Raw genomic sequence first — 15,733 nt, 5'->3', positions numbered from 1 at the left:
ACTGTCGGTGCCCGGCTGTAAATTAGATCCATGAGCCTTGCGCAGGAGATCAACCGTGTTGTAGCGCCCTTTGAAGTCATCAGCGAATTCAAGCCCGCGGGTGACCAGCCGGCCGCCATCGCGGAGCTGACCGAACGCATCAACAACGGGGAGAAGGACGTGGTGCTCCTCGGCGCCACCGGTACCGGCAAAAGCGCCACCACCGCGTGGCTCATTGAGCAGGTCCAGCGGCCAACCCTGGTGATGGTCCAGAACAAGACCCTTGCCGCCCAGCTCGCCAACGAATTCCGCGAACTGCTGCCCAACAACGCCGTGGAGTACTTCGTCTCCTACTACGACTACTACCAGCCCGAAGCCTATGTGGCGCAGACGGACACCTTCATCGAGAAGGATTCCTCCATTAACGAGGAAGTGGAACGGCTCCGGCACTCCGCCACCAACGCGCTGCTGACCCGCCGGGACGTGATCGTGGTGGCCACCGTGTCCTGCATCTACGGCCTGGGAACCCCGGAGGAATACATCTCCGGCATGGTCACCCTGCGCAAGGGTGCAGAAATGAACCGGGACGACCTCCTGCGCAAGTTTGTTTCCATGCAGTACGCGCGCAACGACGTCGACTTCCACCGCGGCACCTTCCGGGTCCGCGGGGACACCGTGGAAATCATTCCGATGTATGAGGAACTGGCCATCCGGATCGAGTTCTTCGGCGACGAAATCGAGAACATCCACACCCTCCACCCGCTGACCGGTGAGGTCATCCGCGACGAGGAAGAGATGTACGTCTTCCCGGCATCGCACTATGTGGCTGGACCGGAGCGGATGGCGCGGGCCATCAAGCGGATCGAGGATGAACTCGCGGACCGGCTGAAGGTGCTGGAAAGCCAAAACAAGCTCGTCGAAGCCCAGCGGCTGCGGATGCGGACCACGTACGACCTCGAAATGATGCAGCAGATGGGCTTCTGCAACGGCATCGAAAACTACTCCGCCCATATCGACGGCCGGGAACCGGGGACCGCCCCGCACTGCCTCCTGGACTACTTCCCGGACGACTTCCTGCTGGTGGTGGACGAGTCCCATGTAACCATTCCGCAGATCGGCGCCATGTACGAGGGCGACATGTCCCGTAAGCGGAACCTCGTGGACTTTGGCTTCCGCCTTCCGTCCGCCATGGACAACCGGCCGCTGAAATGGGACGAGTTCCTCCAGCGGGTGGGCCAGACCGTCTACCTTTCGGCCACCCCGGGCAAGTACGAACTTGGCAAGGCGGACGGATTCGTCCAGCAGATCATCCGTCCCACCGGGCTGGTGGATCCCGAAGTGGTGGTCAAGCCCACCAAGGGACAGATCGATGACCTCCTCGGTGAGATCAAGACCCGGGTAGAGAAGGACGAACGCGTCCTGGTGACCACGCTGACCAAACGTATGGCGGAGGACCTCACAGACTACCTGCTGGGTCACGGCGTGAAAGTGGAGTACCTGCACTCGGATGTCGATACCCTGCGCCGAGTGGAACTCCTGCGCGAGCTGCGGATGGGCTCCTTCGATGTCCTGGTGGGCATCAACCTCCTCCGTGAGGGCCTTGACCTGCCAGAGGTGTCCCTGGTCAGCATCCTGGATGCGGACAAGGAAGGGTTCCTGCGTTCGTCCACGTCGCTGATCCAGACCATCGGCCGTGCAGCCCGCAACGTCTCGGGCCAGGTGCACATGTACGCGGACCGGATCACCGACTCCATGGCCCTCGCCATCGACGAAACCAACCGCCGCCGCGCCATCCAGGTCGCCTACAACAAAGACCATGGCGTCGATCCCCAGCCGTTGCGCAAGAAGATCGCCGACATCACGGACCAGTTGGCCAAGGAAGATGCCGACACCGAGGAACTGCTCAAGAACAACCGGCTCGCCAAGGGCGCCAAGCGGGCCAAGTCCGGAGCCAAGGGTGCGGCCCAGGTCCGTGCGGATGGTTTGGCGGCAGCTCCGGCCGAGGACCTGGTGGGACTGATCGAGCAGCTTACCGAACAGATGCACGGAGCCGCCGCCGAACTGCAGTTCGAAGTGGCGGCGCGGATCCGCGACGAGGTCAGCGAACTGAAGAAAGAACTGCGCCAGATGCAGGCCGCCGGCCACGCCTAGGCGGTCTCGTTCCAGGCCTGCCCGGAGGACGGGATGGGCTGCCCATGGAACGGCGGGCACCTCCGTGGGGAGGTGCCAGCCGTCGTTAACGCATGTGGTGCCGGGGTTTCACTTCCTGGCCGAGTCGATCATTCCCTTTGCTTCGTCCATCAGGCCCTTGGCTGCGTCAGCGGGGGACTTCCGGTCGAACAAGACGTCCGTGCAGTACCGCTGGATCAGCGCCTGAACCCCGGAGGAGCCGGTTGGGGGCACCGGCGGGCCGCTCTGCAGGTCAGGCTTGATGTCCTTCAGGAATGCCGCCGCGGACTTGTCCGCCGGGGTCAGCAGCGGGTCGATTGCCGCCTGGACTTCTGAGTTCGTGGGGAAGCCGCGCTCGGTCAGGATGGTCTTGGCTGAGTCCAGGTTGTTGAGCATGTAGTTGACCACCTCAGCAGCTTCCTTGGGATGCTTGCTGCGCGAAGACACGGACCAGAACATGGATGGTTTGTAGGACATTCCGTTGTCCTTCGCGCTGCCTGTGGAACTGGGCGCGCGCAGGATCTTGACGTCGGTCTTCAGCGCCGACTGAAGCGCATTGACCTGGTTGGTCCACCACCACGACATCGCAGTCTTGCCGGTGGCGAAGAGGGTCTGTTCCACCGGGGCGCTGATGTCCTCGGTGGCAATGTTGGCCGGCGGGGCAGCCCCGGCGTTGCGCAGGTCCACGAGGTTCTGGAAGAAGGACGTGGCGGTGCTTTCCTTGAAGCCGAGGCCGCCGTCCGCCGAGTAGAGCGATTCGCCGTGCTGCATCGCCCACGTGTTCAGGTCGGAGTCCGTCAGCGAGTAGGAGCTGCCGTAGTTGGTTTGGCCCGCCTTGGCAGCGGCCTTTGCGATCTGGGCGGCGGTCTTGGTGTAGTCAGCCCACGTCCAGGTCTTGTCGTCCGGGATGGGCACACCGTAGTCCTGGAACATCTTGGCGTTGATCATGACGGCCTTGGCGTTCTGCCCGGTGCTGAGGCCAAACTGCTTACCGCTGACCTGGCCTGAGTCAAGGGCGTCCTGGTCGATCTTGGAGGTGTCGATATTGCTTTGCTTGGACAGGTCCAGGAGGGCGCCCCGGCCGCCATACTCAGCGATATAGGCCTGGTCCATCTGGATCACGTCGGGGGAATCATTGGCGGCGGTGGTTGTGGCCAGTTTGTCCCAGTAGCTGCTCCACACTCCGGGCTCGGCCTGGATCTTGATGTTGGGGTGGGAGGCCTGGAACGCGTCGATCACCTGTTGGGTTTCTTTGTTGCGGAGGTCGTTGCCCCACCACGTGAAGCGGACCGTGACGTTCCCGCCGCTGTCGCCGGCTGAGGAGGGAGAACAGCCGGTGGCAAGCAAGGCGAGGGTGGCCGCAGCTGCGAGCGACTTGACCATCGTGCTGGTGCGAAGCGAAGTCTTCATTGACCGTGACTTTCTGGAGGGGTCTAACAGATGGGGCGAGAAACCGCTTTCTCACTGGATGTGATTATGACAGCAGCGTCTGCCGGGGGTCAATGGTTCCGGGAAACCGTTATCCAACGGCGTTGCTGGGGTAGAGTTGAAGGCACGTAGGGGAGTATCCCAAAGCGCTACGATCGTCAACACGCAGGGCATGGTTGCCCCGCCGGGCGTAGCGGGCCGCCGCTTCAGCACCAAGTGCACTGGCAGGCCGGAGAGACTTACACCATTTTGTGTACCCTGCGAAAGGCTGTCCCTGTGCTCGACTTGCCCGTATGGTTCGAGGTTGGCTCATTTGTCATCCTTGGCCTGATCCTCCTGACCGACCTCCTCCTGGTGGTCCGCCGGCCCCATGAACCCTCCATGAAGGAAGCCGGCCTCTGGGTTGCCTTCTATGTCGCACTGGCCATGGCCTTCGCCGGAGCGATGTTCGCCTTTACCGGCCCCGAGTTCGGCAGCCAGTTCGTCGCGGGCTGGGTCACGGAATACAGCCTGAGCATCGACAACCTGTTCGTCTTCATCATCATCATGGCCAGGTTCTCAGTACCGCGGAAATACCAGCAGGAAGTGCTGATGGTGGGGATCATCATCGCGCTCATCCTGCGCGGCATCTTCATCCTGCTCGGCGCCATTGTCATTGAACAGTTCAGCTGGGTGTTCTACATCTTCGGCGCATTCCTGCTGTGGACGGCCTGGAAGCAGGCCCAGGACGAAGGCGAAGAGGAAGAAGACCGCGAGAACCCCCTGATCGCCAGGATCCGCAAAGTCATCCCCATGTCGGAGAAGTTCGACGGCGGCAAGCTGCGGACCACGGTGAACGGCAAGAAGGTGTTCACCCCCATGGTGATCGTCTTCATCACCATCGGCCTCACGGACCTCCTGTTCGCCGTGGACTCCATTCCGGCGATCTTCGGCCTCACCCAAAGCCCCTTCATTGTCTTCACCGCCAACCTGTTCGCCCTGATGGGGTTGCGTCAGCTGTACTTCCTCCTCGGCGGCCTGATGAACCGGCTGATCTACCTCAAGCACGCACTCTCCTTCATCCTGGCGTTCATCGGCGTCAAGCTCGTCCTGCACGCCATGCACGTCAACGAACTGCCCTTCATCAACGGCGGACGCCACATCGAGTGGGCACCCGAGATTCCGACCTTCGTGTCGTTGGCAGTCATCGTGGGCACCATCATCGTTGCCGTGGTGGCCAGCCTGCTGAGCTCCAAGGCCAAGGCGGCGGCGATCGATCCGCGGCTCGAGGAAGACGCCCGGAAGAGCCACAGCGACGTCGACTAGGCGTCCGCTGCACCTCTGCAACAGGTAATCCCGGCCCCGCCGGGATTACCTGTTTAAGCCCCTGCATCAGGCGGCAGCGCAGGACTATGCTCGGATCATGGCCAGCACAGCAGCGGACCAGCGCGTGCGCCAGGTGCAGCGGCGCACCGTTGTGCTCCTGGGGACAGCCCAGGTCTTCGGCGGCATCGGCACCGGGGCAACCGTGTCGATCGGTTCCATCCTGGCCGTGGAATTGTCCGGTTCCAGCGCGTGGGCGGGGGCCGTGGCAACGGTCATGACGCTGGGGGCCGCGGCAGCCGCACTTCCGCTGGCGTCGTTGGCCGACCACCGAGGGCGCAGGGCGGGCCAGGTGGCGGGTCTTTCAGCGGCCTTGGCAGGTGCGCTTCTTATGGTCCTGGCCGTCGTGTCCGGGCTCTTTATCCTCCTGGTCCTGGGTGCCGCAGGCATCGGCGTCGGCACTGCGGCCACCCTTCAGGCACGGTTCGCGGCCGTGGACCTTGCAGCCCCCGAACACCGGGGGAGGGCGCTGTCGACGGTGGTCTGGGCCGTGACCGTCGGCGCCGTGACGGGGCCAAACCTCATCCAGCCCGGCACGGTGGTGGGCACGGCACTGGGCCTGCCGCCGGTGGCCGGACCATTCGTCATCGCCGCGGCGGGATTGCTGATTGCCTCCGTGCTGATGTTCGCCGGGCTTCGCCCCGACCCGCTGTTGCTGGCACGCCAGCTCGCGGCTGCGGGAGCCAACACCGCCCAAGACCATGACCCGGCACGCCCGGACGCTGTGGCGGCCGGGCGTTCCGGCGGTTCACTCATCCGCGGGCTCCATGCCATCAGGGACTCCCGGAAGGCAGTCCTGGCGGTGACAGCCGTCGTCGCCGCCCACGCAGTGATGGTGGGCGTGATGTCCATGACGCCGCTGCATCTGCAGCACCTGGTGGAAGGGCCTGCGTTCCACCCAGGGCACGTCGCCGAGGGGGACGTGCTGGTGATCATTGGCTTCACCATCTCGCTGCACATCGCCGGGATGTTCGCCCTGTCGCCGGTCATGGGCTGGCTGACGGACAGGGCAGGCCGGATCGAGACCATCGTGATCGGTTTCGCAGTGTTGGTCGCGGCGGTGGTGGTCGCAGGCCTTGGACAGTCTTCCACCCCCGCTGTTGCGGCAGGCCTTGTCCTGTTGGGCGTTGGCTGGTCGGCTGCGACCATCTCCGGGTCCACGCTGCTGGCCGAAAGCGTGGGACGCGACGCCCGGGTCGCGGTGCAGGGCGTCTCGGACATGCTGATGGGCGCTGCCGGAGCGGCAGGCGGTGCGGTGTCGGGGCTCGTCCTGGGCGCCGCCGGCTACCTCGGCCTGAACCTCATCGGTGCCGCCATCGGTGCCGCGGTGCTGGCGGCGGCCATTCTCGCCCGCGCCTCACGCCGCCGGTCAGCGGCCGCCTGAACGCGCCATCCCCAGCAGGCGGGCAAAGATCCGCTCGCCGTCGTCGGCGATTCCATCGTGATGGAAATCGGCGGTCTCCCACACCTGCAGTCCGCGGACCGCTGCCGCCGTCTGAAGGGAGAGGTCCCGGTCAACGTAGATGTCGTCGGTGTAGACGGCCGCTGCCACGGGAACGGTATTGGCAGCCAGCGCCCGCGAGTCGTACAGCGGCTTCCAGTCCCGCTTGGCTGCCAGCAGTTCGGCCACGTCCCGGAGCGGCTGCAAGGCGGGATCCTGCTCGAAGTACCACGGGTACACCATCTCGCCGGTCAGGAGCAGCGGCTCGGCGTCGGGCCTGAACCAAGGGTTTTCACCCAGAATCCGCCACGCGGACCAGTTGGTCGCCTGCCCCTGGCCATAGATGGATTCGTGCATGAGCGCATACAGCGGGTTGGAGCGGCGGGAGACGACGGCCTGGAGCTGTTCCAGGAAGGCATCGGACAGGCGGGGTCCACCGGGAGCGGCGACGAAGGCATCTTCCAGGAGATAGTGGAGGCTGTCCACCCGCGTATTGCCGCCCAGGAATGCACCGGCCATCTGGAACCGCTCCACGGTGAGGGGCGCGCCGTCGGGCATGATCTCGGTCGTGGACCGCAGGTGCCGGGCGATCCGTTCCACCGTCTCCCGGTCCTCGGGGTACCAGCCGAAGTATTCCCCGTTCCGGGCGGCGACGCGCTGGAACGTGGCACGGTAGACCTCGTCGGCGCTGCCGGCGAGCGGCGCCAGGCCGCCGGTGATGAGTGCTTCGCGGAGTCCTTCCGGCGCGAAGGAGAGATAGGTCAGGGCGCAAAAGCCGCCGTAGCTTTGGCCGTAGATGGTCCAGGGCGCTGATTCGAGGGCGGCACGGATCAGTTCCGCGTCCGCCACGATCGAATCGGCCCGGAAGTGCTCCAGGTAGGCAGCCTGTGCGGCCGCATCCCCCCGCGCCGGCAGCGTATGCCTGTCGATGGGGGTGGACAGGCCCGTGCCCCGCTGGTCCAGCATCAGGATGCGGAACTCTGCCGCCGCAGCCTTTCCCCAGCCGCCCAGGGAAGCCCACCTGTTGCCGCGGCCGCCAGGACCGCCCTGAAGGAAGAGGAGCCAGGGCAGCGCGGCCGCCGCCTCCTCGCTGTGCGCGGCGGAGACGTATTCGCGGGCGAAAACGGTGATGGTCTCAGCCGCCGGGGCGGAAGGATCATCTGGAGCGAAGTGGTCCAGGGGGACGGTGAACCAGTGTTCGACGGTCCGCATACCCCGGAAGGCGTGGCTGGCGCCAACGCGATGCCTGGCGGCAAGTGCCGCGCTGTGCCGCTCAGCCACGCGCGGCTGCGGGGACGGAGGTGCCGGACTGCGCCCGGCCGAACCGGTCCAGTGCCTGGCCGGTGAGCCGGAAGGTTGACCATCCGTCCATGGGGACGGCGCCGACGCGGCGGTAGAAGTTGATGGACGGCTCGTTCCAGTCCAGCACGCTCCATTCCACCCGCGCGTAGCCGTTCTCGACGGCAATCCCGGCCAAGTGCTGCAGCAGCGCCTTGCCGTGTCCTTCGCCCCGCGCTCCGGGGCTGACGTAGAGGTCTTCCAGGTAGATCCCGTGCACGCCCTCCCAGGTGGAATAGTTCAGGAACCAAAGGGCGAAACCCTGCACTTCACCGGCCGTGTTCTCAGCCATGGCCGCGAACACGCTTGGGTTGCCGCCGAACAAGGCCCGCTCCAGCAGTTCGGGAGTGTTCCGGACGGCGTCCGGTTCCTTCTCGTAATCGGCCAGTTCGTGGATCATCCGGAGAATGGCGGGAACGTCGTGCGGGGTGGCGGGGCGGATAACACTCATTGCTCGAGCTTACCGCCGGTCCCGCGTTAGAGCCGGTTCACGTCCGTCACCCTGACCACGGCGGTCCCGGTGTCGTCCGACTCGGCCAGGTCCACCTCGGCCGAGATCCCCCAGTCGTGGTTGCCTGCCGGGTCGTCGAAGATCTGGCGGACTTTCCACGTGCCGCGCTCCTCGGTGATGATGAGCAGGCCCGGCCCGCGGGCGTCCGGGCCCGTACCGATGTCGTCGTGTTCGTCGAAGTAGTCGTCCAGCGCGTCTTCCCAGCGCTCGGCACCCCACCCGGATCCGGCGTCGAGTTCACCCAGCGCGGCGGCGTCCTCGTCGGCGAACAGTTCCACGCGGCGGAACATCTCGTTGCGCACCATCACCCGGAACGCGCGGATGTTGGAGGTCAACGACGGCGGGGGAGGCGGTGGCGCGTCGTGCGGCGTGGGCGCCGCGCCGGAGGCCAGTTCCTCCCACTCGTCCAGGAGGCTGGAATCCACCTGCCGCACCAGCTCGCCGAGCCAGGCGGTCAGGTCCTCAAGGTCTTCCCGCAGCATGTCCTGGGGCACGGTCTGGCGGAGCGCTTTGAAGGCATCGGCCAGGTAGCGCAGCACGATCCCTTCGGAACGGGCCAGGCCGTAGAACTGCACGAATTCGCCGAAATTCATGGCGCGCTCATACATATCGCGGACCACCGACTTCGGCGCGAGCTCAAAGTCGCCCACCCACGGTGCAGCCTTCCGGTACACCTCGAAGGCCTCGCCCAGGATCTCCGCAAGAGGTTGCGGGTAGGTGACCTCGTCCAGCATGGCCATCCGCTGGTCATAGTCGATACCGTCCGCCTTCATGGCGGCCACCGCTTCGCCGCGGGCCTTCTTCTGCTGCGCGGAGAGGATCTGCCGCGGTTTCTCCAAGGTCGCCTCAATCACGGACACAGCGTCCAGGGCGTACGACGGCGACTCCGGGTCGAGGAGGTCCAGCGCCGCGAGGGCGAACGGGGAGAGCGGCTGGTTCAAGGCGAAGTTCGGCTGCAGGTGGACGGTCAGCCGCACGGTGCGGCCGTCAGGTCCCTGTTCTTCCGGCGGGATGCGTTCCACCACCTCGGCGGCCAGGAGTTCCCGGTAAATCCCCAGCGCCTTCTTCATCAGCCGCAGCTGGGACGACCGTGGCTCGTGGTTTTCGGTCAGCAGCCGCCTGGCCGCGGCAAACGGGTCCCCGGGCCGCTCCATCAGGTTCATCAGCATGGCGTGCGTGACGGTGAAACTCGACGTCAGCGGGTCCGGCACGGATTCCACCAGCCGTTTGAACGTCGGCTCGCCCCACGAGACGAAACCTTCAGGCGGCTTCTTCTTCACCACCTGGCGCAGCTTCTTCTGGTCATCGCCGAACTTGGCGGTGGCCTTCGCCATCGCCTTCACGTTCTCGATGACGTGCTCGGGTGCCTGCACCACCACGGTCCCGGCGGTGTCGTAGCCTGCCCGTCCGGCGCGGCCGGCAATCTGGTGGAACTCGCGTGAGTTGAGCAGCCGTGTCCGGACGCCGTCGTACTTGCTGAGGGCGGTGAGGAGCACTGTCCTGATGGGGACGTTGATGCCGACGCCCAGGGTGTCCGTGCCGCAGATAACCTTCAGCAGCCCCGCTTGAGCCAGCTGCTCCACCAGCCGGCGGTACTTGGGCAGCATGCCGGCGTGGTGCACGCCGATTCCGTGGCGCACCAGCCTGTTCAGTGTCTTCCCGAACCCGGCGGCGAACCGGAAGTTGGCAATCAGCTCGGCGATCTTGTCCTTTTCCTCCCGGGTGCACACGTTGATGCTCATCAGGTTCTGGGCGCGGTCGATCGCTTCGAGCTGGCTGAAGTGCACCACATAGACCGGCGCCTGTTTGGTGGACAGCAACTCTTCCAGCGTTTCGTGGACCGGGCTCTGGTGGTAGTAGTAGTGCAACGGGATGGGCCGCTCCGCCGAGCTTACGGTGGTGGTGGGCCGGCCCGTCAAGGACGTCAGGCCTTCCTCGAAGCGGGTCACGTCCCCCAGCGTTGCTGACATCAGCAGGAACTGTGCCTGCGGAAGCTCCAGCAGCGGCACCTGCCAGGCCCAGCCGCGCTGCGGGTCCGAGTAGAAGTGGAATTCATCCATGATCACGGCGCCCAGTTCTGCCGCGGAGCCCTCGCGCAGGGCGATGTTGGCGAGGATCTCGGCCGTGCAGCAAATGATGGGGGCGTCCTGGTTCACGCCGGAGTCGCCGGTAATCATCCCCACGTTCTCCGCGCCGAAGATGTCGCAGAGCGCAAAGAACTTTTCCGATACGAGGGCCTTGATGGGCGCCGTGTAATAGCTGCGCCTGCCCTGGGCCATCGCCTGGAAGTGCGCTGCGATGGCCACCAGGGACTTGCCGGATCCGGTGGGCGTGGCCAGGATGACGTTCGCCCCGGTGGCCAGCTCCATGATTGCCTCATCCTGCGCCGGGTAGAGCGCGAGCCCCCGGCTCTCCGTCCACTCCGCGAACCGGGTGTAGAGGGCGTCCGGGTCGACGGCGGAGGCCTGGTTGGGGACGGACAGATCGGTCAGCTGGTCAAGGAGTTTCATTGACTTCCACCTTAGTGCCACGTCGTGTCCGTGCTCCCGCCCATGGCCGGGTTAGGCTCGGCCTGGCCGTGTGCGCAGCAGAACCTGGAGAACCTCATGAAATGGGACCCCGTCAAGTACGTCCAATTCGGCGATTACCGGAACCGGCCCTTCTTCGACCTCACCGCCCGGATCCTTGCCGGACACCCTGCCAAGGTGGTTGACCTGGGCTGCGGGCCGGGCAACCTGACGGCGACGCTCAGCGACCGCTGGCCCGGGGCCGACGTGGTGGGCGTGGACTCCTCCGCGGAAATGCTGGCCAAGGCTGCACGCCTCGCCCAGGAGCACCCGTCGTTGCGGTTCGAACAGGCCGACATCGCCGACTGGACGCCCTCGCCGGACACGGACGTCGTGGTCAGCAACGCCGCCCTGCAGTGGGTCCCCGGCCATCAGGACATGCTGCGGGGATGGCTCGCGGCGCTCGGCCCGGGTGCGTGGTTCGCCCTGCAGGTTCCCGGAAATTTCGACGCTCCCTCGCACGCACTGATGCGGGAACTCGCGTCCTCAGCCCCGTGGGCCGACAAGCTTGGCGGGGTGTTGCGGGGCGGGGAGTCCGTGGGGGAGCCGGGGGACTACCTTGGGATCATGCTCGACGCCGGGTACGCCGCGGACGTGTGGGAAACCAGCTACCAGCAGGTCCTTCCCGGCCCGGACCCGGTCCTTGAGTGGGTTCGGGGCACGGGGCTGCGTCCCGTCCTGGCCGCGTTGGCGGAGGATGACGCCAAGCGCTTCGAAGCCGAATACGCCGCAGCGCTGCGTGACGCCTATCCGCGGGGACCCCACGGCACCGTCTTTCCGTTCCGCAGGATCTTCGCCGTCGGACGCAGGGACGGCTGAAACGGGCCACGACTCTTGTTTGATGCATTGGTCACAAGGCGTGACAGCGGCGAAAAGTGATCTGGCTTACAATGTGGTCTGTGGTTTAGGGTCGAGTCGCCGGCCCGCTTCGACCGGGTGCATCTACGGGGGGTATTTTGCTGGTCGGTCTTATCAGGCGGCAACTCGCCGGACAGCAAGCCCAGGTGTGGGCCATCGTGCTGCTCCAGTTGGTCCAGGCAGCGGCCAACCTGCTCCTGCCAACAGTGAACGCGGCGATCATTGACGATGGCATTGTGGCCGGGGATACGGCCGCCATATCCAGGCTGGGCGCGGCGATGGCCGTCATCGCCGTGGTACAGGCGGCGTCAGCCATCGGGGCAGGCTACCTGGGAGCCGTGGTGGCCATGCGGATCGGGCGCCGGCTGCGGGCGGAAGTCTTTGCCCGGATCCAGTCGTTGTCGTCACAGGACGTGGCTCTGTTCGGAACCCAAAGCCTGACCACGCGTGCCACCAACGACACCCAGCAAATCCAGGCATTCGCCGTCCTGGTTTTCACCATGCTCTTTGCCGGACCCGCCATGGGCGTCGGGGGAATCGTCCTGGCCGTGCAGCAGGACGTGGCGCTGTCCGTGGTGGTGATCGTCATCGTTCCGCTGCTCCTGCTGATCATGTACCTGATCGTGCGCCGCCTGATTCCGCTCTACCGGGAGGGCCAGGACCTGTTGGACCGCTCGGGCGGAATCCTGCGCGAACAAATCATCGGTGTGGATGTTATCCGCGCCTTCGTCCGCCAGGATTACGAAGCACGGCGGTTTGCCCGGGCCAACGCCGGACTGACCGCGAACAACCTGCAGTCTGCGCTGCTGGTGGCGGGGATGCTGCCGATGATCATGCTGGTGGTCAACATCAGTTCGGTCGCCGTGGTCTGGTTCGGCGGGCACCGCATCCAGGACGGCCTGATGAACCTCGGCGCCCTCACCGCCTTCATCGCCTACATCATGCAGATCCTGCTGGCCATCATGATGGCCATGTACGTCCTCATGACGGCGCCGCGCGCGGCTGCCTGCGCCGAACGCATCCAGGCTGTCCTGGACACCGAGCCGTCGGTCCGCGACGCGGCGGCCCGGATTCCCGGCGCCGGTAATGGACCAGCCAGGCCGGGCGGCCGGAGTACGGACGCGGGCGCACCGGCACCCGGGCCGGGTCTCCTCCAGTTCCATGGGGTTGGCTTCTGCTACCCGGGAGCTGAAGCGCCGGTGCTCGCGGACATCAGCTTTACCGCAGCACCGGGTACCACCTTGGCGATCGTCGGCTCAACGGGAAGCGGGAAGTCGACGCTGCTGAACCTGATTCCGCGGTTCCTCGACCCCACGGAAGGCCACATCACCGTGGGCGGCCGCGACGTCCGGGACATGCCCCTGGACCTTTTGCGCGGAGCCATGGGGATCGTGCCGCAGCACTCCCACCTCTTCACCGGAACCATTGCGGATAACCTGCGGCTGGGTGCGCCGGAGGCCACCGACGAGGAACTGTGGGCGGCCCTGGAGGCGGCGCAGACCATGCGGTTCATGCGCGATCTCCCGTTGGGTCTTGCCACGCCGGTGGGGCAGGGCGGCGCAAGCCTGTCGGGCGGGCAGCGCCAGAGGCTGTGCATTGCCCGGGCACTGTTGCGCCAGGCGCCCCTCTACCTTTTCGACGACAGCTTCTCCGCCCTCGACTACCGTACCGACACCAGGCTGAGGCTGGCGCTGGACCAGGTTTTGGCGGCCGCCACGGTGGTCGTGGTTGCTGAACGCCTGTCCGCCGTCGAGGACGCGGACCTCATCCTGGTGCTCGACGACGGCCGGGTCGCCGCCCAGGGAACGCATACGGAGCTGTTGCAGGACTCGGCCACCTACCGGGAAATCGCCGAGTCCCAGCTCGCGCTGGACGGCCCCCTGTGACGGCGGCCGGCGAAGCCGTGGCTGCCGCCCACTCCTTCCGGCCCACCGCGGCGAGGCTCCTTGGCCTCCTCCGCCCTTTCCGGCTGCGGGTCCTGGGCGCCGTCGGCGCCACGTGCGCCTTCGCCGGCCTCAACGTTGCCGCTCCCAAGTATCTTGGTGACGCCACGGACCTGGTGGTGGACGGCGTCGTCCAAGGCAGCCTGGACCAGCGCCTCGGCACCCTGCTCGCGGTTGTAGCCGGCATGTACGTGCTCGCCTCACTGTTCAACTGGATCCAAGGGGCGCTGACGGCCCGTGCCGTCCAGGGCCTCATGTTCAGGCTCCGCGCCTCGGTGGAGGACAAGCTGCACCGCCTGCCGTCCACCTACTTCCGGGAGCGGTCCCGGGGCGACGTCCTCAGCCGCGCCACGAACGACATCGACAACATTGCCCAGGCCCTGAACCAGGTCTTGACGCAACTGATCGTCTCCGTCCTCATGCTGTGCGGCTCGCTGGCCATGATGCTGTGGATCTCGCCGCTGCTCGCCGCCATTGCCGTTGCCACCGTCCCGGTCTCGACGTGGATCACCGTGCTGGTGGCGCGCCGCTCGCAGGAGCATTTCGCCAGCCAATGGAAGGAGACCGGCGAGCTCAACGCGCACGTGGAGGAATTCATCAGCGGCCACGAGGTGGTCAAGGCCTTTGGCTGGCAGGAGCAGGCTGCGGGAGTGTTCGGCCAGAGCAACGCACGGCTGGCCCGGGCCGGCCGCAAGGCCCAGTTTTCCGCGGGCGTGGTCCAGCCGCTGATGGTCCTGATGTCCAACCTCAACTACATTGCGGTGGCGGTCGTGGGAGCCCTGCAGATCCTGTCCGGGTCCATGACCATTGGCGGGGTCCAGGCGTTCATCCAGTTCAGCCGGCTGTTCACCCAGCCCGTGGGGCAGATTGGCGGCCTGCTCAGCGTCATGCAGTCCTGTGCGGCGTCGGCTGGAAGAGTCTTCGCACTCCTGGACGCGGTGGAGGACCCCCCGGAACCGGCCGGCACGGCACCGGCCGGGCCGGTTGCCGGCCGCATCGTTTTCGATGGTGTCACGTACCGCTACCCGGGTTCGGTCCCCGCGGTCCGCGACCTCACCTTCACGGTTGATCCGGGGCAGGCGGTGGCCATCGTGGGACACACCGGTGCCGGCAAGAGCACCGTGGTGAACCTGCTGATGCGTTTCCTCGAGCCTTCCTCGGGCCGGATCTCCATTGGCGGGCAGGACATCTCCTCCGTTCCGCGCGACCAGCTGCGCTCCCGGTTCGGCGTGGTTCCGCAGGATGCCTGGCTGTTCGCCGGGACCATCCGGGAAAATATCGCCTATGGCCTTCCGGAGGCTTCGGACCACGCCGTCGTCGCCGCCGCGGAGGCCACCCATGCCGACCGTTTCATCCGTTCCCTGCCCCACGGCTACGGCACCGTACTGGAAAACGGCGGCGAGCCCCTCAGCCAAGGACAGCGGCAGCTCATCACGATAGCCAGGGCGCAGCTGGCCGGACGCTCGGTGCTGGTCCTGGACGAGGCCACCAGCTCGGTGGATTCCAGGACCGAGCTCCTGATCCGCCAGGCGATGCAACGGCTCCGGAACGGCCGGACCAGTTTCATCATCGCCCACCGTTTGTCCACGGTACGGAACGCTGATCTAATTCTGGTCATGGACCATGGACGCATCGTTGAGCAGGGAACGCACGAGAGCCTCCTGGCCGCCAACAGCTACTACGCCGCGCTCTACAACGCACAGTTCGCCGCCCGTGACGGCCGCGCCGGTGTCCTGGAGGGTGGCCTGTGAGCGCCCCCGCGGACTTCCCCGGCGCCTGGCGGCCGAATCCCGCCAGCACCGTGGCGCTGTTCGAGCAACTGCGGCTGCAGGTCATCCACCTTGCTGACAACGGCGCGCTTGCCCCGGGCACCAGGCTCCCGGCCGTGCGTGCCCTGGCGGAAAAGCTCGACGTCGCCCCGCACACCGTGGCCAGGGCTTACAAGGAGCTCGAAGCCGCGGGGATTGTAGCCACCCGCGGGCGGAACGGCACGGTGGTTTCGGCGCGGGATGAGAGGCTCGGCGGGTTGGCCGCCGCCGCGGCGGCGTACGCGGACGTGGCCAAGGCGCAGGGGGCCAGCTTCGCGGAGGCCGTCAAGCTGCTGGCGGCCGCCTACGATGTTCCCTGAGGGCGGAAC

At 66.2% G+C, this 15,733-nt stretch carries 11 protein-coding genes; 7 read left to right on the top strand and 4 right to left on the bottom strand.

Annotated elements, in window-relative coordinates:
- Positions 1 to 30 precede the first annotated feature (30 nt).
- A complete protein-coding gene (gene uvrB / locus AC4EEO_RS09620; protein WP_018761239.1) occupies positions 31 to 2,130 on the top strand; it encodes an excinuclease ABC subunit UvrB in 2,100 nt (699 codons plus the stop codon).
- 108 nt (positions 2,131 to 2,238) lie between these two features.
- On the opposite strand, the gene AC4EEO_RS09615 is transcribed toward uvrB, so the two are convergent.
- Complete coding sequence (locus AC4EEO_RS09615) at positions 2,239 to 3,558, bottom strand: ABC transporter substrate-binding protein (RefSeq protein WP_240617693.1); 1,320 nt, start codon at positions 3,556 to 3,558, stop codon at positions 2,239 to 2,241.
- A 294-nt stretch (positions 3,559 to 3,852) separates the two neighbouring features.
- Here AC4EEO_RS09615 and AC4EEO_RS09610 point away from each other — a divergent pair, with 294 nt between their 5' ends.
- Together AC4EEO_RS09610 and AC4EEO_RS09605 are read left to right on the top strand one after the other, a co-directional pair.
- The gene (locus tag AC4EEO_RS09610) at positions 3,853 to 4,881 is read left to right on the top strand and encodes a TerC family protein (RefSeq protein ID WP_109044638.1); all 1,029 of its coding nucleotides are present in this window, start codon (positions 3,853 to 3,855) and stop codon (positions 4,879 to 4,881) included.
- 97 nt (positions 4,882 to 4,978) lie between these two features.
- The gene (locus AC4EEO_RS09605) at positions 4,979 to 6,322 is read left to right on the top strand and encodes an MFS transporter (protein ID WP_491340326.1); all 1,344 of its coding nucleotides are present in this window, start codon (positions 4,979 to 4,981) and stop codon (positions 6,320 to 6,322) included.
- Here the strand turns inward: AC4EEO_RS09605 and AC4EEO_RS09600 are convergent.
- From AC4EEO_RS09600 to AC4EEO_RS09590, 3 genes are all read right to left on the bottom strand, one after another.
- Positions 6,308 to 7,591 carry an alpha/beta fold hydrolase gene (locus AC4EEO_RS09600; protein WP_491340414.1) on the bottom strand — a complete coding sequence of 428 codons (1,284 nt, stop codon included), beginning with the start codon at positions 7,589 to 7,591 and terminating at the stop codon, positions 6,308 to 6,310. The two genes, AC4EEO_RS09605 and AC4EEO_RS09600, sit on opposite strands and share 15 nt — an antisense overlap.
- A 61-nt stretch (positions 7,592 to 7,652) precedes the next feature.
- On the bottom strand, positions 7,653 to 8,168 hold the full coding sequence (locus AC4EEO_RS09595; RefSeq protein WP_285318147.1) for a GNAT family N-acetyltransferase: 516 nt from the start codon (positions 8,166 to 8,168) through the stop codon (positions 7,653 to 7,655).
- 26 nt (positions 8,169 to 8,194) lie between these two features.
- The gene (locus tag AC4EEO_RS09590) at positions 8,195 to 10,738 is read right to left on the bottom strand and encodes a DEAD/DEAH box helicase (protein WP_491340325.1); all 2,544 of its coding nucleotides are present in this window, start codon (positions 10,736 to 10,738) and stop codon (positions 8,195 to 8,197) included.
- A 96-nt stretch (positions 10,739 to 10,834) separates the two neighbouring features.
- On the opposite strand from AC4EEO_RS09590, the gene AC4EEO_RS09585 reads away from it, so the two are divergent.
- The 4 genes from AC4EEO_RS09585 (at position 10,835) to AC4EEO_RS09570 (ending at position 15,724) form a co-directional block, all read left to right on the top strand.
- Positions 10,835 to 11,614 (top strand): trans-aconitate 2-methyltransferase, encoded by a 780-nt coding sequence (locus tag AC4EEO_RS09585; RefSeq protein ID WP_109044705.1) that lies wholly within the window; start codon positions 10,835 to 10,837, stop codon positions 11,612 to 11,614.
- Between the two features lie 137 nt (positions 11,615 to 11,751).
- The gene (locus AC4EEO_RS09580) at positions 11,752 to 13,539 is read left to right on the top strand and encodes an ABC transporter ATP-binding protein (RefSeq protein ID WP_285318143.1); all 1,788 of its coding nucleotides are present in this window, start codon (positions 11,752 to 11,754) and stop codon (positions 13,537 to 13,539) included.
- Positions 13,536 to 15,347, top strand: coding sequence for an ABC transporter ATP-binding protein (locus tag AC4EEO_RS09575; protein WP_285318142.1), 1,812 nt, complete (start codon positions 13,536 to 13,538; stop codon positions 15,345 to 15,347). Before AC4EEO_RS09580 ends, AC4EEO_RS09575 begins: the two co-directional genes overlap by 4 nt.
- Positions 15,344 to 15,724 carry a GntR family transcriptional regulator gene (locus AC4EEO_RS09570; protein WP_018761249.1) on the top strand — a complete coding sequence of 127 codons (381 nt, stop codon included), beginning with the start codon at positions 15,344 to 15,346 and terminating at the stop codon, positions 15,722 to 15,724. Before AC4EEO_RS09575 ends, AC4EEO_RS09570 begins: the two co-directional genes overlap by 4 nt.
- The last annotated feature ends 9 nt before the right edge of the window (positions 15,725 to 15,733 follow it).

The organism is Pseudarthrobacter sp. MOO13 (assembly GCF_058267655.1).
Note: the sequence above shows the minus strand (reverse complement) of the source record. Positions and strands in the feature narration are given on the sequence as shown.

Excerpts from the sequence above, each read along its gene's own strand:
- AC4EEO_RS09600 (WP_491340414.1), bottom strand. The coding sequence starts at position 7,591 with ATGCGGACCGTCGAACACTGGTTCACCGTCCCCCTGGACCACTTCGCT.
- AC4EEO_RS09605 (WP_491340326.1), top strand. The coding sequence starts at position 4,979 with ATGGCCAGCACAGCAGCGGACCAGCGCGTGCGCCAGGTGCAGCGGCGC.
- AC4EEO_RS09590 (WP_491340325.1), bottom strand. The coding sequence starts at position 10,738 with ATGAAACTCCTTGACCAGCTGACCGATCTGTCCGTCCCCAACCAGGCC.
- AC4EEO_RS09595 (WP_285318147.1), bottom strand. The coding sequence starts at position 8,168 with ATGAGTGTTATCCGCCCCGCCACCCCGCACGACGTTCCCGCCATTCTC.
- AC4EEO_RS09615 (WP_240617693.1), bottom strand. The coding sequence starts at position 3,558 with ATGAAGACTTCGCTTCGCACCAGCACGATGGTCAAGTCGCTCGCAGCT.
- uvrB (WP_018761239.1), top strand. The coding sequence starts at position 31 with ATGAGCCTTGCGCAGGAGATCAACCGTGTTGTAGCGCCCTTTGAAGTC.
- AC4EEO_RS09585 (WP_109044705.1), top strand. The coding sequence starts at position 10,835 with ATGAAATGGGACCCCGTCAAGTACGTCCAATTCGGCGATTACCGGAAC.